We start from the raw sequence: 20,175 nt of genomic DNA on the forward strand, positions 1-20,175 counted from the left end.
TCGGCGAGGGAGTGGAGAAGTTCCAGGTCGGCCAGCGGGTGGTCGCGGCCAACACCGCCCCGTGCGGGTCGTGCTGGGCCTGCACCATCGGACGCGAGTCGTTGTGCGAGAACCTGCAGTACCTCAATGGCGCCTTCGCCGAACAGATCGTGGTGCCCCGCGCGATCGTCGAGCGCAACACCTACGTCATTCCCGACAGCCTGCCCTTCGAGGCCGCTGCCCCCCTGGAGCCGTTGTCGACCGTCGTCCATGGCATGCACGAGTCGGGCATCGCGCTGGGCGACACCGTCGTGATCAACGGTGCCGGGCCGATCGGCCAGATGTTCCTGAAGCTGGCCCAGTTGCGGGGCGCGACCGTGGTGGTCGCCGACCGGTCCGAGGGACGACTGGAACAGGCCAAGCAGGCCGGTGCGGCCGTCACGGTGAACCTGACCGGTCTTGACACCCCTGAGGAGTGCGCGGCGGCAGTGCGACCGTTCACCCCCGGCGAGCGTGGTGCCGACGTCGCCATCGAGGCGGTTGGCCTGCCCCAGGTGTGGGAACAGACGGTGCTTGGTCTTCGCCCCGGAGGCACCGCGGTGCTGTTCGGCGGCACCCCGAAGAACGCCCCGTTCACCCTGAACTCCTCGGACATGCATTACAAGGAGTACACGATCAAGGGCGTCTACCACCACCAGCCACGCTTCGTCGCGATCGCGGTGGACCTGCTGGCCAGTGGCCGGTTCGACGGCATGAGCCTGTGCACCGAGGTGCGTCCGCTGGAGGCGCTGGTCGAATCCCTCGAGGACATGGCCGCCGGTCGCGGCTCGAAGTACATCCTGCAGCCGTAGTCCGCTGCCCACTCCGAGAAAGGAACTCCCCTGATGTTGTTGGAACAGCAACGCGCTGAGGTCGTCTTCGTCTGCCAGGAAATGCAGCGGCTGGGACTGGTGGTCGGCACCGCCGGCAATGTTTCGGTGCGCGTCGGCGACCAGGTCGTCGTCTCACCCTCCGGCATGGACTATGCCGAGATGGAGCCCGCCGACGTCGGCGTCCACGACCTGCAGGGCAACCCGATCGACGCAAAGTACAAGCCGTCGAGCGAACTGCCCCTGCACCTGGCCGTCTACCACGCCACCGACGTGGGTGCCATCACCCACAACCACGCCCCCGCCTCGACGGCGCTGAGCACGGTTGTCGACGAGATTCCCGGCACCCACTACTACTCGTCGATGTTCGGCGGGCTGATTCGGGTGGCGCCGTATGCCACCTTCGGCACCGACCAGTTGGCCACCAACGTCGCCAATGCCCTGCAGGGACGCTCGGGAGCACTGATGGCCAACCATGGTGCCCTCACCACCGGACCGACGCTGGCCAAGGCGTTCAGCCTGCTTCCTTACCTGGAGTACATTTGCGAGGTGCAATTGCGCGCCATGGCGGCCGTTCCGGGAATGGCGCCGGGTGCCAGGATCAAGGTGCTCTCCGACGAACTCATGGACGAGGCAGGCGCCGGAATGCGTGGCTACGGCCAGTCGAAGTGACCTCGAAATGAGTTGATGGCAGTGACCCAGCCGGGAACCTCGTCCAAGCAGGACCGCCAGGACAGGCTCGCCACCCTGATCTTCGGCCGCGGCACGGTCCGCGTCGAGGAACTGCAGGACGAGATGGGCGTCTCCGCGATGACCCTGTACCGCGACCTCGCCGAACTTGAGGCGCGGCAGGTGGTGATCAGGTCCAGGGGCGAGGTCTCGGCTGCCGCGTCGTCGTTGTCGGAGACCTCGTTCTCGTTCCGGCTGGGTCAGGAGTCGGCGTCCAAGCGGGCGCTGGCCGAGTTGACGCGTCCCCTGGTGGGGCGCGGTGACTCGGTGCTGGTCGACGACTCCACCACCGCTCACTTCATCCTCGAGCAGGTGCTCGAGCAGGGCCAGCTGACGGTGGTGACCAACTGCCTTGGCCCCGCGACCATGGTCATGGACCATCCCGAGACGGAACTGATCATGGTCGGCGGACGCTTCGTACGTCCCCTGCAGGCCTTCTACGGTCCCTCGGCTGTCGCCGCCCTGGGCGCGGTGCGGGTGGACGTGGCCATCATCGGTGCCGCGGCGATCCAGCAGGGGATGGTCTACCACCCCTACGAGGACGTCGCCGCCTTCAAGCACTTCGCCATCAGCCGCGCCACCACCTCGGTGCTGGCGGTGACCGCGTCGAAGTTCACCCGCTCGGCCCTGTACGAGGTGTCCCGGCTCACCGATTTCGACGTGATCGTCACCGACCTGCCCGCGGACGAACCGCAGTTGGTGGCTGCCGCCGAGGCCGGGGTGACGGTGCTGAGTTCTGCCGCCCGCTGAGCCGCAGTGCTGGGCCAGGCCAGGCCACCCACGCAGCTGCAGTAGTTCGGTGCAGGTGCACGGCATCAAGCGCTGCAGGTGCACCGCAGCGTTGCAGCTGACGACGGACGCGAGCCGCGAGGCTCAGACGGCGCGGTTCCTCGCCCAGTGCTCGGCGCCGTTGCCGCCCCTCACCGAACTGATCGCATCATCCTCGAAATGCACCATGGTGCCCAGCGGCAGCATCAGCGCCGGAATCACGAACAGGTACTCCTGCATCAGCGACCCGACGCTGCGGCCCACCAGTTGGTCGGGGCGCGGCACCTCGGTGGCGTCGACCGGCCCCAGGTACCACCCGGAGTCGATCGTGCCCTCCTCGTTCTCGCTGGAGACAGCGCGGCGTCGCAGCTCAATGGTCCGCGAGGGCCGATCACCTCGAGGCCACAGATCCTCGTGCACCAGCACCAAGCTGTCGACGCGGCACGGGGTCGGCTCGAAACCGCCCACCCGGGCCAGTGCGCGGAACTGGCTGTCCACGACCTCCAGGGCAGTGGTGGCGTCATCGCTCCACGGCTCGTCGCCGCCCTGCAGCGCCTGCAACTGCCAGCGGCCGTCCGCGCGTTCGTCCAGCCGGAAGATCCAACTGCCCACCTCGATGACGAAGTCCTCGTCCCACTGGTCAACCACCTGGGCGACCTGGTCGAGGGTGAAGTTGGCCAGCTTCTCGACCGAGGTGATCTGGGAGGACGACTGCAGCGCGAGGGTCTTGTCGTCGACGTGACGGAGGTATTCCATACCCGCAACCCTAGGGGTCGGGCCGTCACACCGCTGCGCCGGACAACCCCTCAGCCGATGTCACTCGACAAATACTCAACACTGGACTTGCGATTCTTACTTAGGACAGCCTAACCTCATCTGCATGACCTCTTCTGCGCCGCCCCGGGCGCTCCAGGCCAACCGCGTCCGTCTGGCCTACGGTGCGCACACCGTGGTGCACGAGGCGAACCTGCGTGTGCGTCCCGGCGAGGTGCTGGCCCTGGTGGGCCCCAACGGTTCCGGCAAGTCGACGCTGCTGCGTGGCATGGCGCGGCTCCATGGGCTGTCCTCGGGTGAACTGCACCTGGCCCAGGAACTCGATGACACGACCGTTGACATGAGCGGCACTGACGCCGACCCCCTGGACTGTCTGACCCTGAGTCCCCGCGAGTTCGCCACCCGGCTCGCGATGCTGACCCAGCATCGTCCGACGCCAGCGGGCATGACCGTGCGCGAGGTGGTCAGTCTGGGCAGGCACCCCCACAAGTCGCGGTGGCTCGGCACCGACCTGCACGGCCCGGCCGCGGTGCAGCGCGCCATGGACCTCACCGGGATCGAGGACCTCGCCGAGAGCGCCCTGGACGAACTGTCGGGTGGGCAGGCCCAGCGGGTGTGGCTGGCCAGTTGCCTCGCCCAGCAGACTCCGGTGCTGCTGCTCGATGAACCGACCAACCATCTCGACCTGCGTTACCAGTCCGAGCTGCTCGACCTGATCCGTGACCTGGCCGATCACCAGGGCGCTGCGGTCGGGGTCGTCCTGCACGACCTGAACCAGGCTGCGGCCGTGGCCGATCGGGTGGCCCTGTTGGTGGACGGCCGGCTGATCGCCGAGGGCACTCCCACCGAGGTGTTCACCGAGGCCCGCCTGACCACGGCCTACCAGACCCCCATCGAAGTACTGCACACAGCCGACGGACCACGCATTCGTCCGTTGCCGCGGTGCGCCACCCGACAGCGCCTCACCGCATCCGCCTGAGGCCGCCCGGCCCTCGGGACCACTACGCGCGCCCACGTCTCGGCGCGCATCCCATCCACGAAGGAATCACCATGTCGTTGACCCGTCGCGCCCTTTTCGGTGCCACCGCCGGCCTCTCGGCCACCGCGGCGCTGACCGCCTGCGGTACCACCGAGGCCGCCCAGCCGAACTCCTCGGCCACCACGCCCGCGGCCACCGGGGGGGCCGGCCCCATCACCATCACCGACTCACGCGGCAAGACGATCACCCTGGCCCGGCCCGCGAGCCGGGTGGTCACCCTCGAGTGGGGCCCGACCGAAGACCTGCTCACCCTCGGCGTGCCACCGGTCGGGGTGGCGGACACCAAGGGTTTCGGTTCCTGGGTGTCCAGCCACGAACTGTCCGGGGACACGATCGACGTGGGCCTGCGCACCGAGCCCAGCCTCGACTCCATTGCCAGGGCCAATCCCGACCTGATCCTGGGTGTGACCGGTTCGGTGCCTGACACCGCACTCGCCCAGGCCGAGAAGATCGCCCCCGTGGTGCTGCTGACCGGGGCGAACGCCAAGGACCCTCTCGGCCAGGTCAAGCAGAATTTCCTCGACACCGCGGCCCTGCTCGGCCAGGGCGAGTCGGCCGCAACGATCTGGGCCGACTTCCAGAACCACCTCACCGGCTCGGCCGCGAAGCTCACCCACGTCACCAACCCCTACGTGTTCAGCTACGTGAACGTGCAGGGATCCAACGTCGACGTGCGCATGCACTCGGACCGTTCGGTGCCCGGCGCGATCGCCAAGCAGCTCGGGCTGACCAATGCCTACACCGAACCCGGCGACGACGCCTGGGGCATTGGCTCGCTCGACCTCGAGGGCCTGACCACCCTCGATCCGTCGCTGACCTTCCTGAACTGGGCCAACGGCAGCACCGACACCACCACCCAGTTGGCCAACAACGCCGTGTGGAACAACCTCCAGTTCGTCAAGGACGGCAAGGTCAAGGCCGCAGCCAACGGCATCTGGGTCTACGGCGGTCCGGCCTCGCTGACCCAGTGGGTTGACGAACTGGTCACACTGCTGTCGGCCTGAACCGCAGCATGACTCACTCGTCCCAGCGTCGGCAGGTCACACGGCTGGCCACATCGCTCGCCGTGGCGTTGGCGCTGCTGGCGCTGCTCTCGGTGGTGCACCTGACCCAGGGCACGGCTGACGTCGGCCCGACCGACGTGTGGCAGTGGGCCATCGGCAGCGGCAGTACCCAGACCAGCGACATCGTGCTGGCCTCACGCATCCCGCGGCTCGCCACCGGGCTGCTGGTCGGGATCGCCCTGGGGGTCAGCGGTGCCACCCTGCAGTCTGTGGCGCGCAATCCGCTCGCGTCCCCGGACACCCTGGCCGTCAACGCCGGGGCCTACCTGGCCCTGGCGCTGGTCTCGGTGAGTGGCATTCCGCTCGGACTGCTGGGGGGCACTGGGGTTGCGCTGGTCGGCGGGCTCGGAGCAGCAGCCCTGGCCTTCCTGCTGGCCGGCAGCAGGAACGACCCCGCCCGGTTGGTGCTGGGCGGCTCGGTGCTCACCATGGCCCTGATGAACATCACCGCCGCCCTGCAACTGGTCTTCAGCCAGGAGACCCAGGGCCTGTTCGCCTGGGGCGCCGGTTCCCTGAGCCAGGCCGACCCGAGCGCTTCAGCCCAGGCCGGCCTGGTGATCGGGCTGGCCCTGCTGGCGCTGCTGGTGATGGGAGGCCAACTCGACGTGCTCGGCCTGGGTGACGACCAGGCGCGCGCCCTGGGCGTGAAGGTGGTGCGTACCCGGCTGGCGGCCGTGGTGCTGGCCGTGCTGCTGGCGGCCACCGCCGTGGCACTGGCCGGGCCCCTGGGATTCGTCGGACTGTGCGCCCCCGCCCTGGTGCGGCTGTCGTCCCGCCGACTGAAAGGCCTGCACCGCCACCGCTGGCTGCTGCCAGCCACCGCCATCACTGGGGCGCTGCTGGTGATCGGCTCCGACGTGCTGCTGCGGGCAGTGATCGGCGCCAGTGAGGCGGCACGCATCCCCACCGGGGTGGTCACCACCCTGCTGGGCGCAGTCTTCCTGGTCGCACTCAGCCAGGGCATGCGCACCGGACGCAGCGATGCCACGGCGATGGTCGGGCGTGGACGCCCGCGACTCGCGCGCGTGGCCGGGCCCGTGACGCTGTTCGCTTTCGTCCTGTTGGCAGTGGGTGCGGCCGTGGCGCTGTTGGCCGGGGACGGCTGGCTGCTGCTGGGCGACGTCTGGAACTGGCTGCTCGGGCAGGCAAGCGGACGGGTGAGTTTCATGCTCGACACCCGCTGGCCCCGGGTGGCCGCGGCCATCGTGGCCGGCATGGCGCTGGCGCTGGCCGGCACCCTGACCCAGGCCGTCACCCGCAACGCGTTGGCCGATCCGTCGCTGCTGGGGGTCTCGGCCGGCGCCGGGGCCGGGGCGCTCTCGGTGATCGTGGGGGCCAACGTGCTGTCGGTCGAGGTGTCGGTCGTCTGGATCAACACCTTCGCCCTGGCCGGGGCGCTGGTGGCCGGCGGCCTGCTGATGGCGCTGGGGGCGCGCGGTGGCTTCGACCCCACCCGACTGGTGTTGGTCGGTCTGGGGCTGGCCGCAGGCTTCCAGGCCATCGGCACCCTGCTCGTGGTGTCCACCGACCCGTGGAACCAGACCCGGGCGATCACCTGGCTCGGTGGCTCAACGTACTCGACGGTGCCGGACAGCCTGGGCCCGGTGGCCCTGCTGGTGATGCTGGTACTGGTCGGTGTCTGGGCGCTGCGCAACGACCTCAACCTGGTCCAACTCGACCCGGACACCCCCCGCCTGCTCGGCGTGCACCATGCCGGGGTGCGCGGCGGGGCGCTGCTGGCGGCGGTACTGCTGACCGGGGCGGCCACCGCCGCGGTGGGGGTGATCGGCTTCGTCGGTCTGGTCGCCCCCCACCTGGCGCGCCTGCTGGTCGGCCCCGACCACCGCCGAATGACCCTGCTGTCGGTCGCCCTGGGTGGACTGGTGGTACTCGCCGCCGACACCGTGGCCCGGTCTGCGCTGGCCCCCGCCCAACTACCCGTCGGTCTGGTCTGTGCCCTGGTCGGCGCCCCCCTGTTCTGGTGGCTGCTGATGGCCAACCGTGCCGTCACCTGACCCCCGCCACCCTGCCAAGGAGAATCCCATGACCTCGCCCTACAAGACCTACGCCGTCACCCTTGTCGCCCGGGAACACGTCTCGCCCTCCTTCGTCCGGATCACCCTGGCCGGCGACGACCTGGCCGACTGCTCCCCCACCCTGCTCGACCAGCGGGTGAAGCTGCTGCTCGGCCCCGGTGAGGCGCTCGACCGGGTGCTGGGCTCGGGCGCGGACTGGTACGAGGCACTGGTCGCCGCCGGCGAAGGGGGGCCCGTGCTGCGCACCTACACCCTGGTCGCCGTTCGTCCGGGCTCACCGGAGCCCGGGGCACCGGGCGAGGTCGACATTGATGTCGCAGTGCACCCCCTCGAGGACGACAACCCTGCCCCGGGGATGCGCTTCGCCTCAGCCGCGCCGATCGGGACCCGCGCCATCCTGGTCGCCGGGGACCGGACCGTCGAGGGTCACGACCGGGTCGGGGTGGCGTGGCGCCCCGAGATCACCGACCACGTGCTGCTGGTCGGCGATGAGACGGCGCTGCCCGCGGTGCTCAACATCGTCTCGACGCTGCCCGCCGGGGCCCGCGGCCGGGTGGTGCTCGAGGTGCCCCACGCCCAGGACGTCCGAAGCGTGGACCTGCCACCCGCGATGTCGATCCAATGGTGCATCCGTGAGCAGGGGCAGCGAGCCGCCGGGGTGTTCGGCGCCACCGGCCCTGGCACCGTGACGGCAGGATCAGTCGGGGCCGGTCCCGCTGGGCCGGCCACGCCCTCGTCGCCGGTCAGCGCCGCGGAACTGCTGTGGGACGAGGTGCGCGGTGGTGCCGATCGGCAGGCCTGGATCGCCGGAGAGGCGGGCTGGGTGCGTGGGCTGCGCGCCGAGGCGAAGGCCGCATCGGTGACGAAGTCGGAGGCGTCATTCATGGGGTACTGGAAGAAGGGCGTCGCCGGCAGCTGAGGGTTCAGCCAAGCAGCGCCGCCACCAGCACCAGCACCGACAGCACCACTTCGACCAACCCGATCTGCAGCACCGTCAGCGGCCGGCGCGACAACGTTGTCGGTTCCCAGACCGCCCGGACGAGCAGCACCACCGCCAGCACCAGCCAGACCGCACCCAACCAACCCACCACCATGGCGGCGACGACCAGCGCGACCACGGCCACGTGGTAGCCGATCGAGGCCGCCCACCAGGAATGGCTGCCCCGCTGGCGGATCATCGTCTTGACGGTGAACACGGTGCCCGCGAAATAGGCGACGGTGAACCCCAGGACCGCGATGTCGGCGCCGCTGGCGTCCAGCAGCTCGGTCGGTACCCAGAACCGGGTGACGATCCCCACCCCCGTGCCGGCCACGACGCTCACCAGCCCCGCCAGCAGGGAACGTTCCTGCTTGCGGCGGGTCAACACCAGGGCAAACCCGACCAGCGCCACACCGGCAATGCTCCACCACAACACCCCCGCCCCGCCCAGGACGACAGCCATCACACCCACCACCGACGCCGACAAGCCGTAGACACCCCACGGTCGGCGATAGGCATCGCGACGCGCGGGGGCAGCCTTGGTCATCAGGGTCGCGGCGTTGAAGCAGAGGTAGCCGAACAGCCACGCCGGGCCCAGCAGCACCCGACCGGCATCGAGGACACCGGCTTCGGCGGCGAGCAGCAGGCCGACCAGCCACGGCACGACGAGCATGGCCCAGGCCCCGTGTTGTTGGGGCACCCAGCCACTGTTGCGCCCGCGCCGCTTCCGGGGGGTGCGGATGGTGGTCACCCCTCGACACTAACCACCGGAGACTGGCAGGATTTCACGGGGGCCCACCCGAGCACGGTGGGCTTTCATGCCCCCAAAAGTTAACTAGCGGAAATCCCGTCCACTGTGCTCTAGCTTTCACCACCTGTACGCCGCTAGCCTTGGGCCTGCCACCGCTCGACAGGGTGGTTCCACGCGAGGGGGATCCATGGGCCAGATGAATGTCGAGAGTTTCAACCTTGACCACCGCACTGTATCCGCCCCCTACGTAAGGGTTGCCGACACCAAGCAACTCCCCGGCGGCGACGTCATCACCAAGTACGACGTACGTTTCTGCCAACCCAACCAGGACCACCTCCCCATGCCCACCGTGCATTCCCTGGAACACACGATGGCCGAGAAGATCCGTGACCACGTCGACAATGTCATCGACGTCGGCCCCATGGGCTGCCAGACCGGCTTCTACTTCACGGTCGTCAACCAGGACGAACTCGGTGGTCAGCAAGCCTTCCTCGACACCCTTGCCGCGGCCCTCGGTGATGTCATCACCGCCACCGAGGTTCCGGCAGCCAACGAAGTCCAATGCGGCTGGGCAGCCAGCCATGATCTCGCCGGCGCGCAGCAAGCCGCCCGGCAGTTCCTCGACCATCGTCACGTTTGGGAAGAAGTACACCTGTCATGAACACCCAGAACCCGCGCGTCCGGGCGATCATCATCGCCGCCATGGGCCAGGAAATCCGGCCCTTCTGCGATCGGGCCACCAACCTCGGTGAGGTCCACCGGGTCGGTAACGCCAAGATGCAGCACGGCCAGATCGACGGCGTCGACGTGGTCCTGGTGCGTTGCGGCATCGGCTTGGTCAACTCCGCCTCGGCCACGGTCGCCGCCCTGCATCGGTGGAACCCTGATCTGGTCATCTCGGTCGGCAGCGCCGGTGGCCTGCAGGGCATGATCTCCCGCGGTGACGTGGTGGCCAGCACCGAACTGACCTACTCCACCGCGGACGCGGTCGCCTTCGGCTACGCCATGGGCCAGGTGCCCGGCATGCCCGTGTCCTTCACCGGCGACGCCGACTCGCTGGCGATGCTGCGCGACCAGGACGGCGTGGTGCTCGGCCCGATCGTCTCGGGTGACGTCTTCGTCAGCGGCTACCTGCTCGACAGCATCATGTTCGAGTTCCCCGACACCGTGGCAGTCGACATGGAGTCGACGGCCGTGGCCCAGGTGTGTCACTCCTACGACGTTCCCTTCATCTCGATACGCGGCATCTCCGACATGTGCGGGGTCAACGCCAGCGCCGAACACGACGACTTCCTGGACGATGTCGCCGAGCGCTCGGCCGCGACCGTGGTGGGGCTGCTCACCCGGGTGGGTACCGAGCCGGAGCCCGCACGCGCCTGATGCTGGCGGGCCCGGGGTCACCCGGGCCCGGACCAGTTCAGACCACCAGGTCGTCCGACAGACCCAGTGCCCGGTGCACCAGTTCGACCGGGTGCACCGTCTTGACCCCGGAATGCTTCTCGATCTGCCAGCGGCAGGTCTCGGTGTCACAGGTCGCCACGTTCTGGTTGGTCTCGCGCACCATGTCGAAGACGGGCTGGCCGACGGCCTTGGCGATCTCGTACTTCTCCTTCTTCAGCCCGTAGGTACCGGCAATGCCGCAGCAGGGCTGGCCAGACTCCACCACCGTCACCCCCGGAATGGCCGACATCACGTGCACCGCAGGGGTGCCCATGTACTGCGACTTCACCTGGCAGGGCTGGTGGTAGGGAATGGTGGCGTCGATCTCGTCGAACATGTCCGCGGTCAGGATGCCCTCGTCCATCAGTTCCAGCAGGAACTCCGAGGTCTCACGCATCCGTGCCCCGACGCTGAGCAGCTTCGGGCTGGTCAGCCCCAGGATCTCGTGGGCCTCGTGCTTCATCATGCCGGCGCAGGAACCCGAGCTCGACACGATGGTGAGGTCCTTGCCGGCCGAGTTCAGCGCGTCCACCAGTTGCATGACGCTCTTGCGGGCACCCTCGAACAGGCCATTGCTCTGCTGGGCCAGGCCGCAGCATCCCTGCTTGGGCACCAGCACCTCAAAGCCCAGGTGTTCCAGCACCTCGATGGTCTTCTTCGAGGTCTCGACCTGGAAGTAGCCGCCGGCGCAGCCGGTGAAGAAGACGATCGGTTCCCGGGTGGGGGCCTTGGCGGGCGGCGTGCGCCGCTTGAGCCAGCCCTGCACCGTCTGGGTTTGCGCAGTGGGCATGGCGGCGTCCTTGTGCACACCGACCACCGCCTGCACCACCGACCGGATCGGCTTGGCCGACAGCGCCAGGTTGGCAATCGGCGCGAAGGGCGTCATGAACTTGCCCATCAGCACCGTGTTGGTGATCAGCCGATCACGAATCGGCATGTCACCCTTCTTCATCTCCGAACGGGCAATCGAGTTGATCTCGTTGATTTTCACGCCCTGCGGGCAGGCCTGGGTGCAGATGCCGCAGGAACTGCAGTAGTCGAGCGAGTGGTCAACGTTCTCACCGTCTCGGAAACGCTCGGCCTGGGGGCCGACGAACTTCGGGCCCGTGAACAGCGGGGTGACCCTGGCCACCGGGCACTGGGTCTCGCAGATGGTGCACTTGACGCAGTTGTCCAGGCTCGCCCGCACGTCGCGCTGGTCGTAGGCCAGGTCGTCGCCGTGGTCGTGGACCAGGTCGCTGCCGTGGTCGGTGCCGGTGTGGGGAATGGTGTCAGTCATCGCGCAACTCCTTCGGTGATGGTGGCCACGGCCTTCATCGCGCTGGCCAGGGCGATGCCCTCACCAGACTTCTCTTCCCAGCGGATCGACCCGGCCAGGATGCCGCCTGCGGCGAGCAGGTTCGGGTGGACAGGTTCACCCTGGGCGTCCAGCACCCGCATGGACTCGTCCACGCGGACACCGACCTTGAACAGTGGCTGCGGCTCGCCCCAGAAGTCACCGTGGATCAACTCGGTGGCGTCGGTGGCGCTGAGCGGCAGGTCCAGGATCCGTTCACTGACCTTGTTGTAGGAGTCGACCGCCAGCGACCCGGACTCAAAGCCGCCACCGCAGTGGACGACCCAGTCGGCGCTGATGACCCGTTCCCGCCCGGCCGTCTTCACCGTCACCCCGGTGGCCACTCCGTTCTCGGCGACCAGGCCGGTGACCTCGGCGCCAATCATCATCCGCACACCGCGGGTCTTGGCGGCGGTGGTCAGCGCCTGGTTCATCCGCATGCCGACCACCGACGGCGGCTGCGAGACGATCTCGAAGATCGGCGCCCCCAGGGCCGTCTGCACCTCGTCGAAGGCGGTCGGGTCGTTGAGGCCCAGCACCGCCGGCACGCCGACGGTCTCACCGGGCTGCACCAACGGCTTCACCTGGGCGACGAAGGCTGCCCGGAACTCGGGGGTGTCCATCTGCCGCGCGTACTTGTCGGGCTGGATGTTGACCTCGCGTTCCCGGGCCGGCAGCGAGAAGCTGGCGTGGCGGGCCGGAATCGGTTCGCCATCGGGAAGCGGGGTGCGGGCGATGTTGCCGGCGATCAACTCGGGGTGCCAGTCGCGCAGTTCGTGGATGCCCACGATCAGGAACTTCTTGCCGGGCTCGGCCTTGCCGTTGGCCATCGAGCGGGGCACCAGGGCGGTCGGGCGCAGCGCCCCCACCGCGGTGGGGTACAGGCCGTTCGCCTCCAGCCCACCGACCAGTTCCTCGGGCCCCAACACCTCGTGCAGCAGCGCGATGCCCTCGGCGAGCGACTCACGTCCGGCCAACGAGTAGGGATGCTCCGCTGGCAGGTCGGCGAAACCGTCCAGCGGGTTGGGCACCAGGCTGTGGTGCTGGTCGCCGGTGTAGCCCAGGACGTCGATGGTGCCCTGCGACAGTTGCAGTCCGCCCAAGCCCTTGGTGACCACCGTCACCTGGACGCCGGCGCGGGCCAGACCAATGGCGGCGGTGAGCCCGGCCAGACCGGAGCCGATCACCACGGCCTTGCGGGTGCCGGTCACCGCCGTGCGGGTGATCGGCAGGTGGCTCTCGGTCATCAGACAACCTCTTCTTCAGCCTGGGGCAGGTGCTCGACATCGAACGTGCCGTGATAGATCCAGTTGTCCAGCGCCGTCTGGCGCACCTGGTCGCCGTACAGGATGGGCCACAGGCCGATCCACCGGTTCTTCAGGAACAGGCGCATCAGTTCGGTCGCCCGGACCAGGTCGACCATTTTCTCCTCCAGCGCAATGCCGGTGGCACGCATGGTGCAGAAACCGCCTTGGCAGGGACCCATGCCCAGTCGCAGCTGGCGGCGCAGGTCGTCGAAGCTGGCGGTGGGCTGTTCGGCCATCAACTCGGTGATCATGCCGCGGTTCATCAGCTCGCACTCGCAGATGATCTGCTCGTCGCGGCGGTCCTTCTCGCGCTCGGCGAGGCGATGGTTGACCGCGTACAGCTTGTGGTCCTCGTTGCCGGGGATGACCTCCTCAGCCGTCTTGCACTCGTGGCTCTCGCCGAGCTTCTCCTCCATGATGTCGACCATCACCTGGGCCATCAGCCGATAGGTGGTCAGCTTGCCGCCGATGATCGACAGGATGCCGCTGACCCCGTCGCGCTGGTCGTGCTCGAGGATCTTCATGCCGCGGGTCATGTGGCGGGTGTCGGACGCCGAGACGCGCGGGTCCTTGAACAGCGGACGCGCACCCGACCAGGCGTGCACGGCGCGCGACGTGCGGAAGCCGGGCACCAGCACCTCACCGGCGTCCAGCATCTGCTGGACCTCGTCGCGAGGAATCTCGAGCCGGTCGGGGTCGGGGGCCTTGACGTCGGTGGTGCCAATGATGCTGACGGTGTGCACCGGGACGAGGATGTCGCCGTCGGACGGGTAGATGCAGCGGTTCACGCAGGAGTTCACCAGGCGGTGGTTCATCGCGATCATGATGCCGCGACCGGGCACCACCTCCACCTCTTCGCAGCCGGCCATGCTGGCGATCTGGCCCGCCCACGGGCCGCCGGCGTTCAGCACGAACTTGCAGTCGATCACTACCTCTTCGCCGCGCTTCTCGTCGTAGGCACGCACGGCCCGAACGGCACCATCAGCGACGTCGATGTCAGTGACGCGGTGGTAGGTCAGGATCTGGGCACCGTGACGCTTGGCGTCATTGGCGGCACCCCAGACCAGTTGCCATCCGTCGACCGAGGCATCCATCACGGCGAAGGCTCGCTTGATGCCCGGGTTCACCCGGGGCTCGCGGCGCAGGGCCTCGGCGATGGTGAGTTCCTCGAACGGCACCTTGGACTCGGCCGCACCCTGGGCGAACTTGGCCGAGTAGTCCAGGTCGTCGTCCGGGCCCACGACGAACAGTCCCCCGGTGTCCTCCACGGCATGCGCCTGGATGCGACGAAGCACCTCGTTCTCCTGGGCACACTCGGTGGCCGAGTGCGGGTCTGAGACCACGTAGCGTCCACCCGAGTGGAGCAGACCGTGGTAGCGGCCCGTCGTTCCCTGGCCGAGGTCGGCCTTGTCCAGCAAGGCGGTGGTGTAGCCACGCATTGCCACGTCACGGACGACGCCGGCGCCGGTGGCTCCGCCACCAATCACCACGACGTCCACACTCAATCTCTTCATGCAGGTCCCTCCCCGGTGAGGTTGATGTCCTCACCATATGGCGCTTCGGGGGGCCAGTGGCGGCAGGGGACGGAACTTGCAGAGGACACCGCTGTGGCTAGCACATTCGTTCATTTCCGCGTCCAATTACGACCCAGTGGCGTGATCAAATTGGCCCGTGGCTGGCCCACCCTTTTCCACTGGATCCGGCACCGACGCTGCACCTGCACCGGGATCCCTTCCAGACTTGAGGCATGAGCAGCCACAGCAATGAGCAGGCATCCGTGCGCACCGACGACCCCGCTGAGTCGGCCGAGAAGCTCCAGGGTGACGGTTTCCCGGCCCAGGAGCAGTCGCCCCCCGGGCTGAGCTCCGAGATGACCCCCGAACCTGACCACGGTGAGCAGAGCTACCAGGGCCATGGACGTCTGCAGGGCCTCAAGGCCCTCATCACCGGCGGGGACTCCGGCATCGGACGTGCGGTGGCCATCGCCTACGCCCGGGAGGGTGCCGACGTCGCCCTGGCCTACCTGCCCGAAGAACAGTCCGACGCCGAGCAGACCCGCCACTGGGTGGAGCAGGCGGGGCAGACCTGCGTACTGCTGCCGGGTGACCTGCGCGAGGAGCAGCACTGCCGCAGCGTGGTCCGTGAGGCGGCCCAGCAGCTGGGCGGGCTGAACATTCTGGTCAACAATGCCTCCCACCAGTGGGCGCGCCGCGAGAACGGCATCGAGGACGTCACCACCGAGCAACTCGACCGGATCATGAAGACCAACGTGTACGCCATGATCTGGGCCACCCAGGAGGCCCTGAACCACCTCGGCAAGGGCGACTGCATCATCTTCACCAGTTCGATCCAGGCCTACGAACCGTCCGGCCCGCTGGTCGACTACGCGGCCACCAAGGCCGCCGAACTGAACATCGCCATCAACCTGGCCCAGGACCTCGGTCCCCGCGGCATCAGGGTGAACGCGGTCGCCCCGGGGCCCATCTGGACTCCGTTGCAGCCGGCCACCAAGGAGGGCGAGGACATGACCGAGTTCGGCGACAACACTCCGCTGGGTCGTGCCGGGCAGCCGTCCGAACTGGCCGGCGCGTACGTGTTCCTGGCCTCACCGACCGAGGCGTCCTACGTCTCGGGGACGGTGCTGGGGGTGACCGGCGGTCGCCCGACCGCCTGACCTGCCCCCAGCCCGGGCCGCCCGTCGGCGTGGTTCAGTCGGTCAGCTTGAGGGCGTCGCGATAGCTGATCACACCCGAGGTCTGCAGCAGGGACCGGCGGTAGATCTTCTCACCGACGATCACCGTCACCGCGGCAAAGGCCAGGTTCAGCACCAGACCGATGACCAGGTCGTACCAGGTCGCGGTTCCGGCCACCAGGCGCTGCGGCATCAGCACCGACGAGATCACCGGCACGTAGCTGAGCACCGTCTGCACGGTGCCGCTGGCGAACAGGCCCGCCATGTAGGCCACCGTCAGCGCCATGATGAGCGGGGTGGTGGTCGACTGCAGGTCCTCCTGGCGGCTGGCCAGCGACCCGGCCACGGCCCAGACGCAGGCCAGCGCCAGGAAGCCGGCGATGAAGTAGACCAGGAACCAGACCACCGCGCTGGTCAGGCTCGGCAGCAGGTCGCCGTAGGGGGTGAAACTCACCCCCACCAGGCCGACGATGGCGAACAGCGCCATCTGGCCGAAGCCGAGCACGGTGTTGCCCAGGATCTTGCCGGCCAGCAGGTGCCGGATCGGGATGGCCGCCGAGATGATCTCGACGATGCGCGAGGACTTCTCCTCGACGACGGACCCGGCGATCTGCATGCCAAAGGTCATCGCCGACATGAAGAACAGGATGGCGAAGATGAACCCTGCGGCGAGCGCCAGTTCGGCCCGGTCCGAGTCGCCGTCGAGCAACTCGGTGCGGACCGTGGTCGCCGCCGTCAGTTCCCCGGGCGTCATGCCCGCCGTGCGGGCGAGGTCGGCCGACACCTGGGCGTTGATGACCTGGCTGACGGTCAGCTGCATGGAGGTGTCCAGGTCACGTGCGAAGGTGAGGTTCCAGCCGTCGGCGCCCCGGCTCAGCCAGGCGTCGGCGCCGCCGTCGAGCACCTGCTGGCGGGCCTGCTCGTCGGAGTCGGCGCGCAGGACCGTGACCGAACTCTTGTCGTTCCTGGTGACCTCGACCTCGTGGGCGGCCGCGACCACGGCAGCGGCCTCGTCGGAGGTGACCACGACGGTCGCGCTGCTGCCGCGGGCATCCATGACCACGCTGATCACGGCCAGGCCGACGATCAGCAGCAGGGTGATCAGGGTGCCGCTCAAGAAGGCCTTGTCGGTCAGCTTGGTGACGACCTCGCGACGGGTGACGATGGCCCAGGCGTTCCTGGGCTGGGCGAAGGGACGTACCCGGGTGGCCGGCTGGGTGTCGGTGCTCATGCTGCCGTGACCTTTCGGTAGATCTCGCTGAGGGTGGGGCGGACGGGGGCGAACTCGCGGACGACGCCACGGCGCATCGCCTCGGCGAGCAGCGCCTGGTCGGCGCCGGCGTCCAGGTCGGACAGGACCGCGGTGTTGCCGTCGACGTCGTCGACGCTGACCCCGGCGAAGGTGCGTACCCAGCCGGCGTCCCCGTCCAGCACGATGCGGTGCCGGGTCTCACCGAGCGCGATGAGCTCCTCGCGGGTGCCAGCGGCGACCACCCGGCCGCCGGACAGGATGACCAGCGCGTCACAGAGCCGGTCGACAAGGTCGAGCTGGTGGCTGCTGAACAGCACCGGCACCCCGGCGCCGGTGTAGGAGCGCAGCATGTCGCTGGTGGCGTCCAGCGCCATCGGGTCAAGCCCCGAGAACGGCTCGTCGAGGATCAGAGCCGTCGGCGCCGCCATCAGCGCCGCGGTGATCTGCACCCGCTGCTGGTTGCCCAAGGACAGCTTCTCGAGCTTGTCCTTGAGCCGATCCCCCAGACCGAGCGCCGTCAGCATCTCGGTGGCCTCGGCGCTGGCCTGGGCGACCGACATGCCGCGCAGCTCGCCCAGGTAGACCAACTGGCCCAGCAGCGGCTGCTTGGGGTACAGACCGCGCTCCTCGGGCATGTACCCGAAAGCGCGGCGGTCGGCGTCGGTGGCCTCGCGTCCCTGCCAGCGCACCTTGCCGGCGTGCGGGGCGAGCAGACCCATGATCATCCGCATGGTGGTGGTCTTGCCCGCACCGTTGGCTCCGACGAAGCCCACCGTCTGTCCCTCGCGAACGGTGAACGAGACGTTGTCGACGGCCACCCGGTCACCGAAGCGCCGGGTCAGGCCCTGGACCTCCAACATGTTGCCTCCTGTGTGGTCGATGTCCCCATCCTTGCCGGAGGCTGCGGTGGGCGGATCGCCCACGCGATTGATCCTGGCGCTCCCCCTCGAGGCGGAGCTGGCTGCCCTCAGTGGCCGCCGGGGGTGATCATGCCCACCTCGTAGGCGAAGACGACCGCCTGCACCCGGTCACGCAGGTGCAGTTTGGACAGCAGATTGCTGACGTGGGTCTTCACCGTGGCCTCGCCGACGTAGAGGTTTGCGGCGATCTCGGCGTTGCTCAGGCCGCGACCGATCAGGCCCAGGACCTCGCGCTCCCGGTCGGTGAGCAGGCCGAGCCTGGCCGCGGCAGCAGGGTCGACCGGACGTGCCTGGCCGGCGGCCGACGACGCCTCCTGGGCATCGGTCGACGCCATCTGTGCGATGACCCTCATGGTCACCTCGGGGCTGAGCAGGGCATACCCGTGGCCGACGGCACGCACGGCCTCGACCAGCACGCTGGGGTCCGCGTTCTTCAGCAGGAAGCCGGCGGCACCGGCGCGCAGCCCGTCGAACAAGTAGTCGTCCCGGTCAAAGGTGGTGACGATGATGACCTTGGAGTCGCTGTCGGCCACGATCCGTTCGGTGGCGGCGATGCCGTCCAGCACCGGCATCTGCACGTCCATCAGCACCACGTCGGGTGCCAGCGCAGCCACCATGTCAATGGCCTGGGCGCCGTTCGCGGCCTGCCCGACGACCTCCAGGTCGGACTCGACCGACAGGATCATCGCGAACCCGGCGCGCATCATGGCCTGGTCGTCGACCAGCAGGACCTTCAGGGGGGTGCTCACCCGTTCACCCTGCCATGGACGAGGTCGCCGCCACCGCCCACCGCCGCGATGCTGTCCTGACCCAGCGGCAGCTGCACCCGGACGCGGTAGCCGCCGTGGGCGCGTGGCCCGAACTCGACCGTCCCGCCCAAGGAGGTCACCCGCTCGCGGATACCGGTCTGCCCGAAGCCCGAACCGGACGTGGTGGCCCGCGGGTTGCCGTCGTCGGTGACCTCGACCTCGGCGGAGGTCGCGTCCAGGCGCACGACGATGCGGGCGCTGCGTGCGGTGGAGTGACGGCGGACGTTGGCCAAGGATTCCTGGATCGTCCGATAGATCGTCAGCCCCACCGGCAGCGAGACCTCGCCAGCGCTCCCCGCCTGATCCACCAGGTCGTAGTGGACGCTGAACCCCGGTGAGCTGGCGGCCGCCACCAGGGCGGGCACCTCGGCCAGGGTGGGTTCCGGGGCGCGGGAGGGAAGCTGGCCGCTGTCGCGCGGTGAGCGCAGGGTGCCCAGCAGGCCACGCATCTGGGCGACGGCGTCGCGGCTGGACTGCTCCACATTGCCCAGGGCCTGGGCGGCGAGGGCGGGGTCGCGGTCCATCACGGTACGCGCCGCCGCGGCCTGGACCCCCATCACCGAAATGTGGTGGGCGACGACGTCATGCAGTTCGCGCGCCAGCCGCAGGCGTTCGGCGAGCACCGCGTGCTCGGCGATCTCGTCGGTCTGGCGGGCGATGGTCTCGGCCTGACTGAGTGCCTCGGCGTGGTCGCGGGCCTGCCGCCAGGCGACCTGGCCCATCAGTGCCGCGGCGAAGAAGTAGATCAGGTTGGCGATGGTGGTGCCGATGATGATGCCGGTGGTCTGGCCGAACAGGCCATCCGCCTCGGGCAGGTCCTCGGCATGGCCGGACAGCACCTTGCCCAGGGCGAACATCCACACCAGCCACAGCACCAGACCCAGGAACAGGGCCGTGGCCGCCAGCAACGCCGCCTTGCGGTCGCGTGCCCAGGCGATGCCGCTGTAGAGCGCCAGGAAGGGCACCAGCTGGTAGACGATGGTGTAGCCCACCTCGGGCACGTGGTTGGCGGTCACGAAGAAGTGCAGGCCCAACAGCACCATCACCGTGATGGGCGCGCGGCGCCGGAACACCAGCAGCAGGCACGCCGAGCCGAGCGCCAGGTAGCGCGCCAGCGCCCCGCGACTGCCGGGTGGTTCCCCGGCGTAGGACAGCATCGACTCCACGCTCAACCATCCGGCAGCGAAGGCGAGCACGGCGAGCAGCAGGTCGGCGCGTCCCAGGCCGGGGCGGGGACGCTGCCAGGTCTCGTCCCAACTCGACCACGAGCGCAGGCGTTGGATGAGGTTCACACCCCGAGCCTAGGCAGCAGTGCGTCGGGGGCGCATCCGTCGCGCGACGGAGCCGACAGTTCATCCCCGGTGCGGCACCGCGCCCTGAGGATACTGTTGGCGCTGGACCAATCGAAAGGCCCGCCATGGGACAGCCTCC

General features: G+C 68.8%; 19 protein-coding genes. 10 read left to right on the forward strand and 9 right to left on the reverse strand.

The window, feature by feature from the left end:
* The 3 genes from IPV09_RS12650 to IPV09_RS12660 all read left to right on the forward strand — a co-directional run.
* Positions 1-830: zinc-binding dehydrogenase (locus IPV09_RS12650; RefSeq protein ID WP_207475624.1), on the forward strand; the 830-nt coding region annotated here is incomplete at its 5' end.
* 33 nt (positions 831-863) lie between these two features.
* Positions 864-1,520 (forward strand): class II aldolase/adducin family protein, encoded by a 657-nt coding sequence (locus tag IPV09_RS12655; RefSeq protein WP_207475625.1) that lies wholly within the window; start codon positions 864-866, stop codon positions 1,518-1,520.
* 15 nt (positions 1,521-1,535) lie between these two features.
* Positions 1,536-2,327 carry a DeoR/GlpR family DNA-binding transcription regulator gene (locus IPV09_RS12660; RefSeq protein ID WP_207475626.1) on the forward strand — a complete coding sequence of 264 codons (792 nt, stop codon included), beginning with the start codon at positions 1,536-1,538 and terminating at the stop codon, positions 2,325-2,327.
* 123 nt (positions 2,328-2,450) lie between these two features.
* Here IPV09_RS12660 and IPV09_RS12665 read toward each other — a convergent pair whose 3' ends face one another.
* On the reverse strand, positions 2,451-3,101 hold the full coding sequence (locus IPV09_RS12665) for a hypothetical protein (RefSeq protein WP_207475627.1): 651 nt from the start codon (positions 3,099-3,101) through the stop codon (positions 2,451-2,453).
* A gap of 124 nt (positions 3,102-3,225) precedes the next feature.
* Between IPV09_RS12665 and IPV09_RS12670 the strand changes: the two genes are divergently transcribed.
* The 4 genes from IPV09_RS12670 (at position 3,226) to IPV09_RS12685 (ending at position 8,177) form a co-directional block, all read left to right on the forward strand.
* Positions 3,226-4,098, forward strand: coding sequence for an ABC transporter ATP-binding protein (locus IPV09_RS12670; RefSeq protein ID WP_207475628.1), 873 nt, complete (start codon positions 3,226-3,228; stop codon positions 4,096-4,098).
* 71 nt (positions 4,099-4,169) lie between these two features.
* On the forward strand, positions 4,170-5,162 hold the full coding sequence (locus tag IPV09_RS12675; protein WP_207475629.1) for an iron-siderophore ABC transporter substrate-binding protein: 993 nt from the start codon (positions 4,170-4,172) through the stop codon (positions 5,160-5,162).
* An 8-nt stretch (positions 5,163-5,170) separates the two neighbouring features.
* On the forward strand, positions 5,171-7,237 hold the full coding sequence (locus IPV09_RS12680; RefSeq protein WP_207475630.1) for an iron ABC transporter permease: 2,067 nt from the start codon (positions 5,171-5,173) through the stop codon (positions 7,235-7,237).
* A gap of 28 nt (positions 7,238-7,265) precedes the next feature.
* On the forward strand, positions 7,266-8,177 hold the full coding sequence (locus IPV09_RS12685) for a siderophore-interacting protein (RefSeq protein WP_207475631.1): 912 nt from the start codon (positions 7,266-7,268) through the stop codon (positions 8,175-8,177).
* 4 nt (positions 8,178-8,181) lie between these two features.
* Here the strand turns inward: IPV09_RS12685 and IPV09_RS12690 are convergent, their stop codons facing one another.
* Entirely contained in the window at positions 8,182-8,988 is an 807-nt protein-coding gene (locus IPV09_RS12690; protein WP_207475632.1) for a YwiC-like family protein, read from the reverse strand.
* Between the two features lie 187 nt (positions 8,989-9,175).
* Here IPV09_RS12690 and IPV09_RS12695 point away from each other — a divergent pair, with 187 nt between their 5' ends.
* On the forward strand, positions 9,176-9,649 hold the full coding sequence (locus tag IPV09_RS12695; RefSeq protein ID WP_242681597.1) for an S-ribosylhomocysteine lyase: 474 nt from the start codon (positions 9,176-9,178) through the stop codon (positions 9,647-9,649).
* Positions 9,646-10,368 (forward strand): 5'-methylthioadenosine/adenosylhomocysteine nucleosidase, encoded by a 723-nt coding sequence (locus IPV09_RS12700; RefSeq protein ID WP_207475633.1) that lies wholly within the window; start codon positions 9,646-9,648, stop codon positions 10,366-10,368. The genes IPV09_RS12695 and IPV09_RS12700 overlap by 4 nt, the downstream gene beginning before the upstream one ends.
* 37 nt (positions 10,369-10,405) lie before the next feature.
* On the opposite strand, the gene IPV09_RS12705 is transcribed toward IPV09_RS12700, so the two are convergent.
* From IPV09_RS12705 to glpA, 3 genes are read right to left on the reverse strand one after another with little or no spacing between them, the layout of a single operon-like run.
* A complete protein-coding gene (locus tag IPV09_RS12705; protein WP_207475634.1) occupies positions 10,406-11,707 on the reverse strand; it encodes an anaerobic glycerol-3-phosphate dehydrogenase subunit C in 1,302 nt (433 codons plus the stop codon).
* Positions 11,704-13,011 carry a glycerol-3-phosphate dehydrogenase subunit GlpB gene (glpB, locus tag IPV09_RS12710; RefSeq protein ID WP_207475635.1) on the reverse strand — a complete coding sequence of 436 codons (1,308 nt, stop codon included), beginning with the start codon at positions 13,009-13,011 and terminating at the stop codon, positions 11,704-11,706. Before glpB ends, IPV09_RS12705 begins: the two co-directional genes overlap by 4 nt.
* On the reverse strand, positions 13,011-14,585 hold the full coding sequence (gene glpA / locus IPV09_RS12715; protein ID WP_207475636.1) for an anaerobic glycerol-3-phosphate dehydrogenase subunit GlpA: 1,575 nt from the start codon (positions 14,583-14,585) through the stop codon (positions 13,011-13,013). Before glpA ends, glpB begins: the two co-directional genes overlap by 1 nt.
* Positions 14,586-14,818: 233 nt before the next feature.
* On the opposite strand from glpA, the gene IPV09_RS12720 reads away from it, so the two are divergent.
* Positions 14,819-15,745, forward strand: coding sequence for an SDR family oxidoreductase (locus IPV09_RS12720; RefSeq protein WP_207475637.1), 927 nt, complete (start codon positions 14,819-14,821; stop codon positions 15,743-15,745).
* Between the two features lie 34 nt (positions 15,746-15,779).
* On the opposite strand, the gene IPV09_RS12725 is transcribed toward IPV09_RS12720, so the two are convergent.
* From IPV09_RS12725 to IPV09_RS14705, 4 genes are all read right to left on the reverse strand, one after another.
* Positions 15,780-16,994: an ABC transporter permease gene (locus IPV09_RS12725; protein ID WP_207475638.1), complete on the reverse strand. Its 1,215-nt coding sequence runs from the start codon at positions 16,992-16,994 to the stop codon at positions 15,780-15,782.
* Positions 16,991-17,875 carry an ABC transporter ATP-binding protein gene (locus tag IPV09_RS12730; RefSeq protein WP_207475641.1) on the reverse strand — a complete coding sequence of 295 codons (885 nt, stop codon included), beginning with the start codon at positions 17,873-17,875 and terminating at the stop codon, positions 16,991-16,993. The genes IPV09_RS12725 and IPV09_RS12730 overlap by 4 nt, the downstream gene beginning before the upstream one ends.
* Before the next feature lie 107 nt (positions 17,876-17,982).
* Complete coding sequence (locus IPV09_RS12735; RefSeq protein ID WP_207475642.1) at positions 17,983-18,672, reverse strand: response regulator transcription factor; 690 nt, start codon at positions 18,670-18,672, stop codon at positions 17,983-17,985.
* An 8-nt stretch (positions 18,673-18,680) separates the two neighbouring features.
* Positions 18,681-20,036: a histidine kinase gene (locus tag IPV09_RS14705; protein WP_207475639.1), complete on the reverse strand. Its 1,356-nt coding sequence runs from the start codon at positions 20,034-20,036 to the stop codon at positions 18,681-18,683.
* Between the last annotated feature and the right edge of the window lie 139 nt (positions 20,037-20,175).

The sequence above is a fragment of the Tessaracoccus sp. SD287 genome (assembly GCF_017355265.1).
Classification (GTDB): domain Bacteria; phylum Actinomycetota; class Actinomycetes; order Propionibacteriales; family Propionibacteriaceae; genus Aestuariimicrobium.